The sequence below is a fragment of the Butyrivibrio sp. LB2008 genome (assembly GCF_000621565.1).
In the GTDB taxonomy this organism is placed as follows: Bacteria; Bacillota; Clostridia; order Lachnospirales; family Lachnospiraceae; genus Butyrivibrio.
Map to the genome: position 1 here is coordinate 127,200 of NZ_JHXZ01000015.1, position 14,210 is coordinate 141,409.

At 37.2% G+C, this 14,210-nt stretch carries 18 protein-coding genes and 1 riboswitch; of the genes, 15 read left to right on the top strand and 3 right to left on the bottom strand.

Translation table 11 applies throughout. The features are described from left to right. Positions 1 to 124 precede the first annotated feature (124 nt). Positions 125 to 1,930: a zinc-ribbon domain-containing protein gene (locus T356_RS18475; RefSeq protein WP_035780470.1), complete on the bottom strand. Its 1,806-nt coding sequence runs from the start codon at positions 1,928 to 1,930 to the stop codon at positions 125 to 127. A 267-nt stretch (positions 1,931 to 2,197) separates the two neighbouring features. Here T356_RS18475 and T356_RS0105390 point away from each other — a divergent pair, with 267 nt between their 5' ends. The 3 genes from T356_RS0105390 to T356_RS0105400 all read left to right on the top strand — a co-directional run bounded on the left by T356_RS0105390 (position 2,198) and on the right by T356_RS0105400 (position 4,737). Beyond that, on the top strand, positions 2,198 to 3,406 hold the full coding sequence (locus tag T356_RS0105390) for a hypothetical protein (RefSeq protein ID WP_026513610.1): 1,209 nt from the start codon (positions 2,198 to 2,200) through the stop codon (positions 3,404 to 3,406). An 18-nt stretch (positions 3,407 to 3,424) separates the two neighbouring features. Continuing rightward, entirely contained in the window at positions 3,425 to 4,180 is a 756-nt protein-coding gene (locus tag T356_RS0105395; RefSeq protein ID WP_026513611.1) for a hypothetical protein, read from the top strand. Between the two features lie 116 nt (positions 4,181 to 4,296). Then, on the top strand, positions 4,297 to 4,737 hold the full coding sequence (locus T356_RS0105400; RefSeq protein ID WP_026513612.1) for a flavodoxin family protein: 441 nt from the start codon (positions 4,297 to 4,299) through the stop codon (positions 4,735 to 4,737). A 43-nt stretch (positions 4,738 to 4,780) separates the two neighbouring features. Here T356_RS0105400 and T356_RS0105405 read toward each other — a convergent pair whose 3' ends face one another. Beyond that, positions 4,781 to 5,065, bottom strand: a complete 285-nt coding sequence (locus tag T356_RS0105405) for a hypothetical protein (RefSeq protein ID WP_026513613.1) — start codon at positions 5,063 to 5,065, stop codon at positions 4,781 to 4,783. Between the two features lie 192 nt (positions 5,066 to 5,257). Continuing rightward, positions 5,258 to 5,333, top strand: a riboswitch (cyclic di-GMP riboswitch). A gap of 254 nt (positions 5,334 to 5,587) precedes the next feature. On the opposite strand from T356_RS0105405, the gene T356_RS0105415 reads away from it, so the two are divergent. The 12 genes from T356_RS0105415 (at position 5,588) to T356_RS0105475 (ending at position 13,626) form a co-directional block, all read left to right on the top strand. Then, positions 5,588 to 5,830: a hypothetical protein gene (locus T356_RS0105415; RefSeq protein WP_026513614.1), complete on the top strand. Its 243-nt coding sequence runs from the start codon at positions 5,588 to 5,590 to the stop codon at positions 5,828 to 5,830. Positions 5,831 to 6,103: 273 nt separating this feature from the next. After that, entirely contained in the window at positions 6,104 to 6,478 is a 375-nt protein-coding gene (locus tag T356_RS18480) for a helix-turn-helix domain-containing protein (RefSeq protein ID WP_034462092.1), read from the top strand. Positions 6,479 to 6,589: 111 nt separating this feature from the next. Then, positions 6,590 to 7,138: a sigma-70 family RNA polymerase sigma factor gene (locus tag T356_RS0105425; RefSeq protein ID WP_051563168.1), complete on the top strand. Its 549-nt coding sequence runs from the start codon at positions 6,590 to 6,592 to the stop codon at positions 7,136 to 7,138. Between the two features lie 12 nt (positions 7,139 to 7,150). Further along, positions 7,151 to 7,372 carry a DUF6462 family protein gene (locus tag T356_RS0105430; RefSeq protein ID WP_026513616.1) on the top strand — a complete coding sequence of 74 codons (222 nt, stop codon included), beginning with the start codon at positions 7,151 to 7,153 and terminating at the stop codon, positions 7,370 to 7,372. Positions 7,373 to 7,534: 162 nt separating this feature from the next. Continuing rightward, positions 7,535 to 8,755, top strand: coding sequence for a tyrosine-type recombinase/integrase (locus T356_RS0105435; protein WP_034462090.1), 1,221 nt, complete (start codon positions 7,535 to 7,537; stop codon positions 8,753 to 8,755). 618 nt (positions 8,756 to 9,373) lie between these two features. Beyond that, positions 9,374 to 10,582: a tyrosine-type recombinase/integrase gene (locus tag T356_RS0105440; protein WP_026513618.1), complete on the top strand. Its 1,209-nt coding sequence runs from the start codon at positions 9,374 to 9,376 to the stop codon at positions 10,580 to 10,582. Between the two features lie 96 nt (positions 10,583 to 10,678). Beyond that, positions 10,679 to 10,849, top strand: a complete 171-nt coding sequence (locus T356_RS21060) for a hypothetical protein (RefSeq protein ID WP_155838976.1) — start codon at positions 10,679 to 10,681, stop codon at positions 10,847 to 10,849. A 78-nt stretch (positions 10,850 to 10,927) separates the two neighbouring features. After that, entirely contained in the window at positions 10,928 to 12,094 is a 1,167-nt protein-coding gene (locus tag T356_RS0105455; RefSeq protein WP_026513619.1) for an ATP-binding protein, read from the top strand. Further along, positions 12,072 to 12,794, top strand: coding sequence for a hypothetical protein (locus T356_RS0105460; RefSeq protein WP_026513620.1), 723 nt, complete (start codon positions 12,072 to 12,074; stop codon positions 12,792 to 12,794). Before T356_RS0105455 ends, T356_RS0105460 begins: the two co-directional genes overlap by 23 nt. 110 nt (positions 12,795 to 12,904) lie before the next feature. Next, on the top strand, positions 12,905 to 13,174 hold the full coding sequence (locus tag T356_RS18485; protein ID WP_242846560.1) for a hypothetical protein: 270 nt from the start codon (positions 12,905 to 12,907) through the stop codon (positions 13,172 to 13,174). Positions 13,175 to 13,176: 2 nt separating this feature from the next. Next, a complete protein-coding gene (locus T356_RS0105470; RefSeq protein ID WP_026513621.1) occupies positions 13,177 to 13,365 on the top strand; it encodes a hypothetical protein in 189 nt (62 codons plus the stop codon). 72 nt (positions 13,366 to 13,437) lie between these two features. Continuing rightward, on the top strand, positions 13,438 to 13,626 hold the full coding sequence (locus T356_RS0105475) for a hypothetical protein (RefSeq protein ID WP_026513622.1): 189 nt from the start codon (positions 13,438 to 13,440) through the stop codon (positions 13,624 to 13,626). Between the two features lie 10 nt (positions 13,627 to 13,636). On the opposite strand, the gene T356_RS0105480 is transcribed toward T356_RS0105475, so the two are convergent. Further along, positions 13,637 to 14,185 (bottom strand): TetR/AcrR family transcriptional regulator, encoded by a 549-nt coding sequence (locus tag T356_RS0105480; protein ID WP_026513623.1) that lies wholly within the window; start codon positions 14,183 to 14,185, stop codon positions 13,637 to 13,639. Positions 14,186 to 14,210 lie beyond the last annotated feature (25 nt).

Below are 14,210 nucleotides of genomic sequence, written 5' to 3' on the forward strand. Positions count from 1 at the left end.
ATTAAAAATGGGTGGGAGTACAACTGGATAGGTTTCTTTGAGAAAAATAATGATATCGTGTGCGCCTTTATAATAATACTAAAAGCGTACACGAAGAATAAAAAGCCGTTTTCATGGAGAGTATTTACAAATATTTCCAGTGATAGCCATAAGCTGTGTTTGAATCTCCTCGGCAGCATTTGTAAATGAGAGAAGAATGGCTCTTTCCCAAATAAGTCGCAGCTTCTTGAGCGTTTTGAAACGTTTTGTTCATTTCAATGCAAAATACAGCTGGACTTCTTTTTTGTTTATAGCATATTGGACACTGGTTGTTCTGTATTCTTTTGTTGATTGATGCTGTCCATTCGTGTCCGCATAATCCCTTCCACCATATTTTTCTGTTGCTGTGAGCTTGTATTTCTGATGGCTTTAAATCACCATTTAGTGTAGTGTGCCAATCTTTAGCAAGATTTGGGTATAAAGATTCTAAATCATTAAAGCCTTTTAATACTCTTTTTCCACTACAATAGGGGCATCCATAAGGCTTCTTTGTTTTTCCGTTGGCTCTAGTAAATGTTAATGTTCTATCGCTTACAGACATATCCCATTCATGTCCACATTTCCCTTTCCACCATACAATTCGTCTTGATGCGCGTGCAACTTGATTGGGGGTAAGGGAACCATTTTTTTCATAGTTCCATTCAGCGGCAATATCAGGGTGGCATAATGCAAGACTATTAGCTACTTTTGCGGCGGTAAATTGCTTTAATATAGCACCGGTGTCCTTTGTTATGTTTACTTTGGTATGTATTTTTAAATAGTCAAAGAGCTCAAGTATCACTTTTTCTAAGGATTCATCAGTTGTTGCATCATATCGATGAAAATTTATGCATTCCCCTAAATCTTTTAGCTTGCCTTCGCGAATTCTTATTAAACATATTCCATTATCATGGCATAATTGATTTTTGAGTAAATCTATTTGTTCTTTTTTCCCTGTATGCCATGCTTCTCCATCATATTCTATAGCTACATTTAATGAGGGAATATATATATCTAGTTCTTTGCCAATTGCTTCTTTATCTGCACTACGCGTATCAGGAAATATCTTTTTTAAATAAAATAGTATTGCTTGCTCAGGAAAAGATGAAACATTTGATGATTTGCATTGGGGACAGCCGCTGTTATTACCTACTCTGTTGGCAATAGTAGCCATCCATTTATGACCGCATTTTCCTTTCCACCATACTTTTTGGCTTGAAAAGCATGATATCTCAGAGGGCGATAGTTTGTTTAAGGTCATATCATATTCCATGGCGAGGTCTGGATGTTGAGAAGCAAAATCTGTTTTGCCAGCTATTACAAGTCTTCCTGAGCAATATGGACAGCCATGCTTTTTTTTATCGTTTTGGCTTGCGATAGTTGCATACCAACTGTTTTTGCATTTGTCACATTTCCACCATACTTTTTTTGAAGTTCTTGCAGTAAGCTTAGATAAGTCGATATTTTTATTTCTTTCAAAATCATATTTCTTTAGTAAGTCTTTGTTGTCTTTTAGTAAACCTTTCGTATTATGAAGGCATCCGCATGATTTTGTGCTTCCGGTTACCAATGAACTCATTGGAACGATTGTTTCTTTTCCACAGTCACATTTACATACGCATTGTGCTAGTCTATGTCCAGAAGGTGAAATATAGTCATCAGCCATTGATACTACAACAAGTTTGCCGAATCTTTTACCTGAAATATCTGCTCTTTTTTCTTTAAAGGAACAGTTTCGACATTGCTGTTTCTTTTTTGCATCGCTGAGCCGTGTAGTATAAATGTTTCCACAACTGCATTTTACGCGTATGATTCGTTGTTTCGAGCCATTTGGGGTGATATGAGTGTCTAATTCTTCAAGTACTTCTAACTTGCCATATATATTGCCAACAACATTTTCGGGTGTATTCATAATAATTCTCCTAGGATGTAAAAATGATAATCATTATCTGAATAGCAGTCTATGGAGTTATGTTCATAGCTAATATTTTAACATTATAAAAGACAATAACTGGGATTTTACCGTATTTTAATAAACGTTTTTGAAATATAATGAGATAATATAAATGGCTTTCTGGGGAAGATTATATCAGGAAACTTGTATTAGCATTTACAAGATACTTTTGTCTTAGGATTTTTAATATTGAGAATATTATAGAATTGTTTGGTAGGAGGCTTTATGTCGAAGATTGTATCAATTAATGACAATGAGATATCTGAGAATAAAAATGAGATTACCACAGTTACTGAGGATATGCTTTTAGAGGTAAGGAAAGAAAGTGCTCCAAAGGAAAAAACCATCAGTATGCCTATATCAGAATTAGCAACGCTTGGAGCAGGTGTTTCATCTTTGCTTCCAGCTTTTAATACTTTTACGCAAACGACAACCCTAAATATTGATGGACTATACAAGCTGGCAAACGCAGAGATTGGAGATACCTTAAAAATTGCGAAGAATGGTAATTTTTGGGGAGCGTTTAAGACTGCTAAAGGAGGCTCAAAATTTGCGCAACTTGTCGAAGCGGATCCGATATCTGCTACTAATAGCATTGTGATGAAAACTAATCCGGCTTTGCTTATGATGTCAGTTGCACTTTTTTCTATCGAAAAAGAACTTGGAAATATATCTGATATGACAAAACAGATAATGTCTTTTATTGAAATAGAAAAAGAATCTGGAATCGAAGCAGATTTAGTTACGCTAAATGAAATCATCACAAAATATAAGCATAATTGGGACAATGAGCGCTTTATGGATAGTAATCATAAGATGGTCTGTGACATTCAAAGAACGGCTAGAAAGAATATGATTTCTTATCAGAAAATGGTTTCAGAGATTTTGAATTCAAAGAGGTTTATTTTTGCAAAAGGACAGGTGAATACTGCATTGAATGATTTGAGAAAGAAATTTCAATATTATCGACTTTCAATATATACTTTTTCTTTAGCATCCATGACAGAGATTATGCTAAGTGGAAATTTTAAAGAAGAGAATATATCGGGGGCTATTGCTGAAATAAGAGATAATTCAGATAAATATCGAGAGCTGTTTAGTAAGTGCTCTGTTTTCTTGGAAAAACTTTCAAATGGTTCATTGGAGGTTAATTTACTTAAGGGACTTGGGGCGACTGGAGATTTTGTCGGTAAAGTTGTAGGGAATATTCCTAAGGTTAAAGATGGCAAGGTCGATGAGTTCTTGCAAGAAAAAGGGAAAAAGCTATGCATTACTGCTGATGATATCAGCAAAGAAGCAATTCAATCTTTTTCTGATGTAAGTGATCCTAACACTGGGATTTTTATGAAAAAGATGGATGATATGATTCGAATCTATAATAAGACGACAGAAATCTGTTTTGATAAAGATAATATTTATTTGATAGCTGAATGATAAATTACAGGTGAATATATGGATGAGAGATACTTGAAGCTAATCAGCAGGCTGCGCGCCGACTATAAGAAAAATTTCAGGGATAATGGCACTGTCAGATTAACTTGGTGTGATACGGATGAGTCTGACAATCTGTGTAGAGAAATCAATCTTTGGACTTATTGGCAGGGATGGAGATATTCAGAAAGACAAGATGGGGTAAAGATTCTTTTGCTTGGTCAAGACTGGGGAAATCCGTATAGTACGCAGAGCTTTAAGCTACGTGAGAATATCAGAAAGATGAATGATGGAATTGATGTTCCGTATATGTTTGGGTGTCATCTGGATTCAAAGGCGTCGCAAACTGATAGGAATCTGATTAAGCTGTTTTCTGAGATAGGATATCCCAACATTGATGTGATACGATATCCGGATTTGTTTTTTTGTAATTTCTCGCTTGGCTACAGGACAGGGACAGACACAGGTGGTATGACTGAGGACTTGCTGGAAGCTGATTCGGAGTATATTAAGGAACTTATAGATATTCTGAAGCCAGAGAAGATTATCTGTTTGGGCGAGTCTGTTACACGGGCGGCAGAAAAGCTTTTGTTTAGAAGGGCTCCAAAATATAAGAATTATAATGAATATATTGATAGTGGAATAGTGTTGAATTATCAGGACGGAGCTTATAAGTGCGATGTTTATCCTATGTTCCATCCGGGATTTTATGGAGAAAAGAATAGGGTTGGTGGATTAAATCAGCACATAGAGGATTGGAAGAGAATAATTTCATGAAGTGATTATCGAATAACAACAGCATAAATGCCTGCTTTTCTGTTACAATATTAAGAGCATTTACTGTGTTCTGCTTGAGTATGGCTTATATTAAAAATGCAGAGGAGTGAAAAAGTTTGAGTACATGTATTGTTTATTATTCTAAGCACCACGAGAATACCAAGAAAGTTCTTGATGCAATCAAGGCTGTGGATTCTGATGTGGTGCTTATTGATTCTACACAGAAGCGAGAAGCAGATCTTCACGGATATGATAGGATTGGTTTTGCATCCGGGATTTATTACAGCAAATTCGCTGAGCAGATTTTGAACTTTGCCAAGATTAATCTTCCGCCGCAGAAAGATGTCTTTTACATAGCTACATCAGGGAATCCTCTGAAGCGGTATTTTGACAGTATAGCTGAGATTGCTGAGGATAAGCAGTGTAATGAACTTGGCAGATTTCAGTGTAAAGGATTTGATACATTTGGCCCGTTTAAGCTCGTTGGCGGTATTCAGAAAGGGCATCCTACAGAGGATGAAATTGCAGACGCGGTGGAGTTCTATAAAGGTTTGTAAAAGAATGGTGTGAGTATGGCATGTTTGGTTCTGGAAGGTTGTTTCATATCGCGATCCGCCATTTACTGTTATGTGTTTCAAAATATAATCTAACCTTACGCTTGTAATCAAGCACGACAACAACACATTCAAAAACAAATGTGGAGTAAGAAACATAGAGCCCGTCCGGAGTAGTATAAGGCCCCGGATGGGTAATGGTTCTATAACCTTTTATCGTATAATTTTCATACTGACCGTCTTCGTTCATAATGCGAAAACGAAGAGGAATAACTTCTCCGTTTGCCTTGTGCTGGCAGATGACGTCTACATTATCAATAACTCTACTCATAACAAATAACCTCAATGAAAAAGAACTGATGTTCGCATATATAATACACCTTTAGCAAAGATGTTTCAATCAAAATGAGCACGCTTTATTTTGCTAAATTGGTAAAATAAACTGCTTTATTTTGTAGGATTTGCCGTATCTTTTTAGGGGCGTCTCGGTTAAAATAAAAGTGTAAAAAATGTTCGAACAGAACAATACCAAGGGTAAAGCTGGAGCAATCCGGTGGCACAAAGCTATAGGGACTCACAAGAGTCAGCCAGTTGCGAGTATGGAGGGAGCTGGTGACAGCTTCTTTTTTTTCGAACCTTTAAAACTCTAATCGAAAGGAGAAGATTGTTTTTACGTTGTTTTAGTAAAATAGATTAGGGATGATCGCACAATAGTTCTTCATTTCTTTCGTGCATCTGACTATGTAGGTACAGTGCTTGCGTAGGGTGGACATACAGATTAAGGCCGGTAGTCAATTGGTTATTGTAAGAAATATTTTCCTTAATCTGTGGAAAGAGTATGGGGTAGAAGGTTATGAAAACTAAAATACCGGAAACAGGCGAACTGTGGGTGAATTGCCCAGTATGCGGAAATAAGATCATGCGAGCGGAATTCGCGTCATGTGTTGAAAAGTGTGATGTCTGCGGATCGGTGCTCAGGATTTGTGCGACCAAAAGGTTTGTTACTACTATTGTTAAAGATGAGAATGAAGCGCTGATCGAGATACTTCATAGGTATCATAAAGAGCTGTTAGGGCTTGCGATAGAAGCTTATTAGTAGCCTTATATTTACAATTTCATATAGATGAGATAATTGATGGACTAGTGCAGTGCCATTGAGCGAGGAACAGCATCATTTATCAAAAGTATTGCCAAGAGCTTAAAGAGTCGTGCGTGGCACGTAACATCGAAGGAGCCTGCAAAACGGAAATATACCGAAAGGTTTTGACCTTAGGTCTATTGTGTTTTGCAGGCTCTATTTTTGTTTCTTGATATATCTGCTCTTGGCTAAGTATGTTTCCGTTTTGGGACTCCGGAACGGAGGGGAGATATGGGTAATGAGAGCAAAAGATTTGATGTGATGACACTTGGGGAGCGAATCAGATTTATCAGGAAGCAGAGAGGAATCAGTCAGGAAACGTTGGCTTCGCTTGTATTTACCAAGAAGCAGACAATTTCTTTATATGAACAGGATAGGCTTGAACTTAAGGTATCAATGCTTAAGAGGGTTGCCGTGGCTTTGGAGGTTCCGACATCAATATTTATCGATGAAGAAGAGTGTGGATGTATAAAGGATGTTTTCGAAGAGAAGGAGATGATGAACACTTTTAAGAATCTGGGACCTGAGCTTAAGAGAGTTGCTTTGGAGCAGTTGAGGGCGCTCGGAACTTTGAAAAGTCAATTCTGCGTTGACGCTGAGTCATAATCTTGGGACTCGTTGCATGCCATAGAAGCCCATAGAATGTAATTGTAGATAGAAATAACCGGTAACTATTTCTTGAATACAGCTGTTTCCTCTTTAGTTGGAGGATTTACAATGGCAAGTTTGGTAAAACAATATGCTGTGGCTGATGCTGCAGAAAGAGTGAGGTTGATCAGTAGCAATTTTGTAACTTTTCTTGGAATAATCGATAGCCATATCGATGGTCTTGTATATCTCATCGAGAGGGAGAAGGCTTCCAATCGAAGAGGAGGTATAGAGGATCTGGGAGTCCGAGTTCAGGATAACAAAATCAGTGATATTACAGGAAACACAGCTACCAATAATGTTCTGATACGTGACGCACTGATGGGGTGTGATTTTTCCAACGGAGTACTGACTGGGACAGATAGAGAAGAAGAGTTCAAGAAAGACGCATTTGTTATAAGACAGATGAGGCTGGATTACAAATTGTATAATGCTCAGCTTAACAGCTTGAAACCGAGAGAACGTGATATTTTTATGAGTCGCATAGAGTCACATGCGCCGTTGGGAGATATTGCAGATGCAAATGGGATTTCGGTTGAATCAGCAAGAAAGTGCATTTTTCGGATCAAGCAGAAGCTCATGAAACAGGTAGTTATGTATATGGAAGGAAGTATTTAGGAGGTACGTGCTATGCCAAAGACCAGAGCGGAGATTCCTCATCTTGAGGAAAAGGTAAAAAATGGGCGAAAGAAGTTTGTCAGATATGATGAAGCAGTGGAGCTTTATTCTATATGCGATAAGACGGTGAGGAAGTTTGCGAAGGATGCAGGAGCTACTTACAAGGTGGGGAGAGTTGTTTTGATCAATACAGAGTTGTTCGAGGAGTTTTTGGAGAATTTCAAAGAAAGATAATTTTTATAACAGATTGGTACAATGAAATACATTTTTGTCCAATCACTTATATAAAGAAAAAACACTATAACCAATCAAAAGAAAAGTCAATTGAAAGCGAGGAACAGTGCGGATTATAATGAAAATAATTCAACTGTTCCTCCAATGTTTAGGAGGAAGATTATGGCAAGAAAAGATAGCAAAGGTTATCAGTTACGAACAGGGGAGTCTCAAAGAAAGGATGGAAAGTATTGTTATGCTTACACTGACCGATTGGGGAAGCGGCATTACATCTATTCAAAGACCCTTGTAGAACTTAGAGAAAAGGAGAGACAGCTTCAGAGAGATTATGAAGACGGGCTTGATCCGGCAAAAGCTAAGACAATCACAGTAAACGATATGGTTCAAAGGTACCTAGATAATAAAAATAATCTTGCGACCAACACTAAGGGCGTATATGTATACCTTTTTGATCACATTATCAAAAAGGATTTTGGTAAAAGAAAAATAATAAGTATAAAGTATACTGATATCCTTACATATTATTATGGTTTGATAAAAAATGATGGATATAGTGGAAGTACGGTAGATCATGTAAATACAATCCTTTTTCCTGCGTTCAAGATGGCGATAAGGGATGGTTTGATAAGGACGAATCCTGCTGAAGGAGTCATGGCTGAGGTAAAAGCGAGTAAGTACTTTGTGAAGGAAAAAAGAGAAGCTTTGTCTGTTGATGAGCAAAGGAATTTTATGGAGTTTCTTAGAGGAAATCGTGAGTATGCAGGGTGGGTTCCTATCATTACAGTTCTTTTAGGTACAGGTTGTCGCATCGGAGAGGCTTTGGGGCTTACATGGAATGACTTGAATTTTGATGAAAGGACAATCTCTATTACACATGCTTTTTCCGACAGCCCTGATGAGAATCGCAAGACAAGGAAGCGTATCCATTCTACAAAGACTAAGGCAGGAATAAGAACGATTCCAATGTTTGATGAGGTATATCAGGCTTTCCTTGATGAATATGAGTTTCAAAAATGCATTGGATTCTGTGAGGAAGAAATTGATGGCTATTCCGGATTTGTGTTCTCAACAGCGAGTCATACCGTATATCTTCCTACAGCAATAAATCATGCTATTCATCGTGCTATTGTCCATTATAATAGTGAGGAAAAAGCAAAAGCGGCATACGAAGATAGGAAGCCAATCTTTTTACCTGATTTTTCATGTCATCATTTAAGACATACATTCTGTACAAGGCTTTGTGAGAATGATGTTAATCCAAAGGTTATTCAAGTTATAATGGGACATTCAGATATAACGACGACTATGAACATCTATGCTGAGGTCAAGAAAGAAAAGAAGCTTGAGACCTTCGAAGAGTTACAGGGAAAGATTATATTTTGATAATGAGCAGGCTGCGGATTACTTGATACCTTTATCGAATGATTTTTTGACTACAGAGCATAAAAAAAGAGACGTGTTGTTGTTAGGTTTTAGTCAATACATATTAAAGACGACAAAAAAGTAGGTTTTGTTGTGATGTGGTCTCCAAACCCGCATGAATGCTGGATTTTTTGAAAAACATAGTGACAAATCCTTTCCAAAATGATACAATGAGTATGTAATAAATAGTGATTCCGAGATGTGCTTTGGAGAGCGCGTTGTCCTCGGATTATATAAGGTCTAAATAGGAACCTAAAGTACTATAAAGTGGGATTCGGAATAGAAGACCACGAAAAATAGGGATATACACACTGATTACAACACTATCCTTCCTTTCTATGGTGCTATATATCCATATTTGATAAGAATTCTAAAGTGTTGGTTCTCCTTAATTCGCTTCAATTCTGAAAGAGGAGAGATGTCGAACTGGTGTTCCCGACACTTAAGCACATCGATTAAAGAACACAGTAAATATGCACCCTGCAGAGCAATCTGCAGGGTTTTTTTGACTACATTTTGACTACAGTTAATCCGATATATTTAATAGAAAGATATTGTATGTTGAAAGGAGGTGTGACTATGACTGGTGTACGCATGGATTGTAATGGACAAGCGCTGTTTCGAGGCGAATATTTAAGAAAAGATGGAAGATATGAATACAGATATGTGGATCGATATGGTAAAACTAAATGGATATATGCGAATAGACTTTCTGAACTCAGGGGTGAGGAAGCAAAGATACTGTTTTTAGAGCATCTTGAGGTTAAAAAGATGTTTGTGGATAAGACATTGGATAATCAATTTGAGATTTGGAAAATGTCTAAAGTAAATCTGAAGGAACAGACAAGAGAGGGATATGAATATCTATATAATGCTTATATCAGAGGCAAACTTGGTAAAAGATATTTAGATGAGATTACAACTTTTGATATTAAGTGCCATTACTCTGCGTTGGTAGTTGATAAGAGAGTGTCATGTGAAACTATTGGAAAAGTTCAGAATGTTCTTTTCCAAATATTCAGATCGGCTAAAGAAGCAGGCTTTATTCTTTCAAATCCGGCAGAGCAGGCAGCGCGTGATTTTGAGCGCGATCATTCCAAACATAGCAGTAACAGAAAAGGTATTTTTAAAGAAGAAGCAGATTTATTGTTAGATTTTGTCAAAAAATCAGAGGCATACAACCATTGGTATCCTTTGATTTATTTTTTTATAAATACCGGCATGCGTATAAGTGAAATGGCTGGATTGAGATGGCAAGACATCAATTATAAAAATAGAGAATTATCTGTTGATCATGCAATTATTTATTGCAACAGAACTCATAATAAAAAAGCAAGATTAAAGGCAGCTCCACCTAAAACGGCTGCCGGTTATCGCAAGATACCGCTAAAGAAAAAAGCATTTACTCTGCTGGAGCAGGAAAAAGAATATCAAAGTAGCGAAAATATAGTATGTAAATCTGTTGTCGATGGATATACAGATTTTGTATTTCTGACAAGAGAAGGAACTCCTATCACTCAGGCTCCGATCAACAGAGCACTTGAAAGAATAGTGCAGGCGTTTAATGACAGTGATATACACAATAAACAGGGGAAAATTGTAATACTTCCTAAGCTTACAACGCACTCTTTTCGGCATACTTTTGCAAATATACTGTGTGAAGAAAATGTAAATCTAAAGGTTATGCAGATGCTACTTGGACAGAGCGATATATCCACAACTCTTGATATCTATACCAGAGTAAATGAAGAATTTGTGAGGAGAGAATTCTCGTCCAAGTGGAGATGAGATATTTATAATGGACAAGGCGATGAGGGAAAAAATCCCCAGCAGCCAGGATGAGACCAACAAAGCAGGAAAAAGAAGGATGGTCAAAGGTGGTGATTGACAGGTACCGGGCATGGATTAAATGAAGGACCGGTGATTGATTTTGGAGATCCTGAAGCTTGGAATGAATCTGAGAATCAGAAGCTTATTCTGGAGGGAGATTCATTATTTGCAACTGAGAAAGATAAAAATGCATTAAAACCTTTAAAAACCATTAAAATACATTAAAATTCATTAAATATACAATAAAGCCATTAAAATCCTTTAAAAAGTGATATAATACCATTAACAGGAGGTATCACTTTCATGAACAAATCAGCTGAAATTTTTAAGCCAGGGGCATTACCTGTGACTACTTATATTTCCAGAGAAGCTGCGCTAGGTTTTACTTATGAGGAGAGACTTGAGCAGGCGTTAAATATGTCTGGGTATATAACACTTATTTCCGGTCCATCCAAAATAGGAAAAACGGTACTGTGTGAAAGAGTTGTGGGAATCGACAAACTTGTAGAAGTATTGGGTTCAGACTTTTTGAATAAAGAAAATGTATGGAAGACAATCGGCGCAAAGGCAGGGATGCCTTTATCGGGAATGGTTACTACAGGAAATACTGATAATTCTATATCTGAGGAGTACATTGTAACACGAGAAAATGTTATAGCTTATTATCAGGAGCATGAACTTGTGCTGCTTATTGATGATTTTCATTACGCAAGCGAAGAAATACAACGATTTTTATCGCAACAGCTGAAAGATGCTATCAGGAAAGGACTAAGGGTAATAATATCTTCGCTTCCGCACAGATGTGACGATGCAATCAGAACCAATCCTGATCTTCAGGGACGTATAAGTATAATCGATATTAAGCCCTGGTCTAAGGATGAACTGAGACAGATTCCAAGAAAAGGATTTGAGCAGCTTGGAATACATGTTGATGATAAGTATATTGAAAGCTTAGTCGGCGAGAGCCTTGCATCACCTCAATTGATGCAATTGTTATGCCTGAATCTGTGTGTGCTTATAAAGGCAGATTCTGGTAATGCAGTTGATGTTAGCGAAGAGATTATAAAAAAAGCTTATAAGTTTTCAACTCTGAACCTGGACTTTAAAAATGTCACTGCTGTTATCAGTAATGGAAAGACAAAACGTGGTAGAGAACGAAAAAAATATTGTACAAGCAAGGGAGAGTTGGATTTATATTCGCTTATACTTGAAGCTATTGCTCAGGATCCGCCAATAGAGGAGATTGGATTTGATGACCTGTTGACGAGAATCAATAAAACAATTGTTGGAGATGATAAGGTTACACCTAAATCATTAAAAGAATATCTGGGCAACATACAGGAAGTCCTAAACGATAAAAACAGAACTTTTGAGGTTCTTGAGTGGAGAGATAACGTACTGTATGTTATAGAAGCATTATTCTTATTCTATTTACGTTGGGGGCGCAATGAACAGGGAACAGAGTATTGAGTTTATTCAGACTATAGAAGACACTAAAGCGTTAGAAAGAGCAATTTTAGATATCATAGATGAATTGAAATCAGAGGGCTCCAAAGAAATCGCAGATGGCTTAGAGCAGCTTATACCGATATCAAATAATAGATTTTCTGTAATTGGCCAGAAGGAACTATTACAGGAATCCAAAAGAAGAGCTATCAGCATACTTAAGAGTGAACCCCAATTTAATCACGTCAGCGAGAAAGAAGCATGTTGCATCGTTGAGAGAGTATTAGGAAATGTGCAGCTTTATCTGCAGGATATGTTTAAGCGGCAACCACATACTAAATGTACTGACAGTATTTTGAGTATGCAAAAGTGTTTTGATATTGGTAATGAATATGATCTGCAACATATAGTATATGCTCTGCTAAGAGCAGTGTTTCCGCTTGCCAGAATAGAAGAGTATCAGGATGCAGGAGCGTGTGCTGTTAGAAAAGACATATGTATTGATGAGTTTGACATTGCGATAGAGTTAAAATGTACAAGAGATAGCCTTTCCGCTAAAAAGCTTTCAGAGGAAGTAGCATCTGACATTGTTCACTATGATAATAAAAACATTTTCTTTTTAATATATGATAAAGCCAGAATAATAGACAATATCGATGTATTTAGGGATACCTATGAGAAAACTGACATGAGTAAAAACGTGAAGGTGTTTGTGATGCTATAGAAACCCATAAGCATTCCTCGGCATCTTTTTTGGCCAAGGGAATTGCACAAATAGCCAGTATGGATGTTTTTAAATACAAAAAATAATAGTTAGCTGTCTGGTTGAGATGGATGAAATATAGTCGTAATATTGTAGAAGCAGCACCGGAGAACATCGGCAAGTATGGTAAGTACAAAGGTGTAGGAGCACATCTGTTTGCAATAGCATGTAAGCATAGCTGGGATGCAGGAAATGAAGGATATGTCCAGTTTACAGCTAAAACAGATCTTATAGAGCATTATCAGAAGACTTTGAATGCACATCTTCTTGATTGGCACACATTGTATATTGATTCATATGGAGCTTCCGATTTGATTCATAAGTATTTTAAGGAGCGTTGAATATGATAATTGCAGAAAGAACTGAAAAATTAAATAGTATTGATTATGAAAGTTTTGGCGAAGAAATGCAGGACGGCAGACTGACAGAGCCTTCGGATGGAAAGAAGTACAGGCTCAGAGAAGCAATCCTGTATTCGAAACGCCTGGGAAGACCTCTTACTGATGAAGAAATGAGTCAGTTTGAGATCTAAGAAAAAAATATGGCATCATGATATGGGCTATAGGCCTAAGGACGCATGATATTACATGGGAGAAGTGTTGTTATGCGTTATGAAGGTAATCGGGACGGACGTGGCTGCCCTAATGATGGTGGCTTCTTCATAAAGAGTTCGGAATATTTAGTTTTTAGTTTGCCGACAGTCCTGATCTTGTCCGGCAGCATTGCATTAATGATGGTCAATCTTAGATTTGCACATTGGCTTATGCATAAGTTCGGAAATCAACTCGGATGAACTAATAACTTCACATTTCAGAACTAAATCCTTCACGCAGACATAAAATAAGTGTTGATGAAGGAATACTCATTCTGCCTTCTATCCATTTGATAAGCATTGAGTTCATACCTCCAATACTGTAGGCAAGAAGATATGGGAGCTGATCTCCATAATGATCAACGATATCTCCGGTTCTTACGGATCTGAACACTTCGAATGATCTGTCGTATGATTCTTCAAACAGTTGCGGCAGAAGATTACTTCGTTTCATCAGAATCAGCGTTTTTGCATGCTTTTCCCAGAAATCGAAAAAGCACTGTACTACATCCCAGTAATGGTGTATTCCGCTTTCCGTTATTGAAGATAAACACTCCTGATAAAGCGAATCAAACAGATGCTTTAAGACTTCATCTTTATCGCGGAAATGCCTGTAGAAAGTCTTTCTTGATATCCGGGCTTCCTGTGTGATCTGAGTTACCGTGATCTCTTTATAATCATAAGTATTCATTACCTTGAGCATAGCCTCAGCTATTTTCTTCTTCGATTGTTCGGCAATAATCCCGTTTGTATTGTTCATGAGTAACAGATCTCCTGAATGTGTG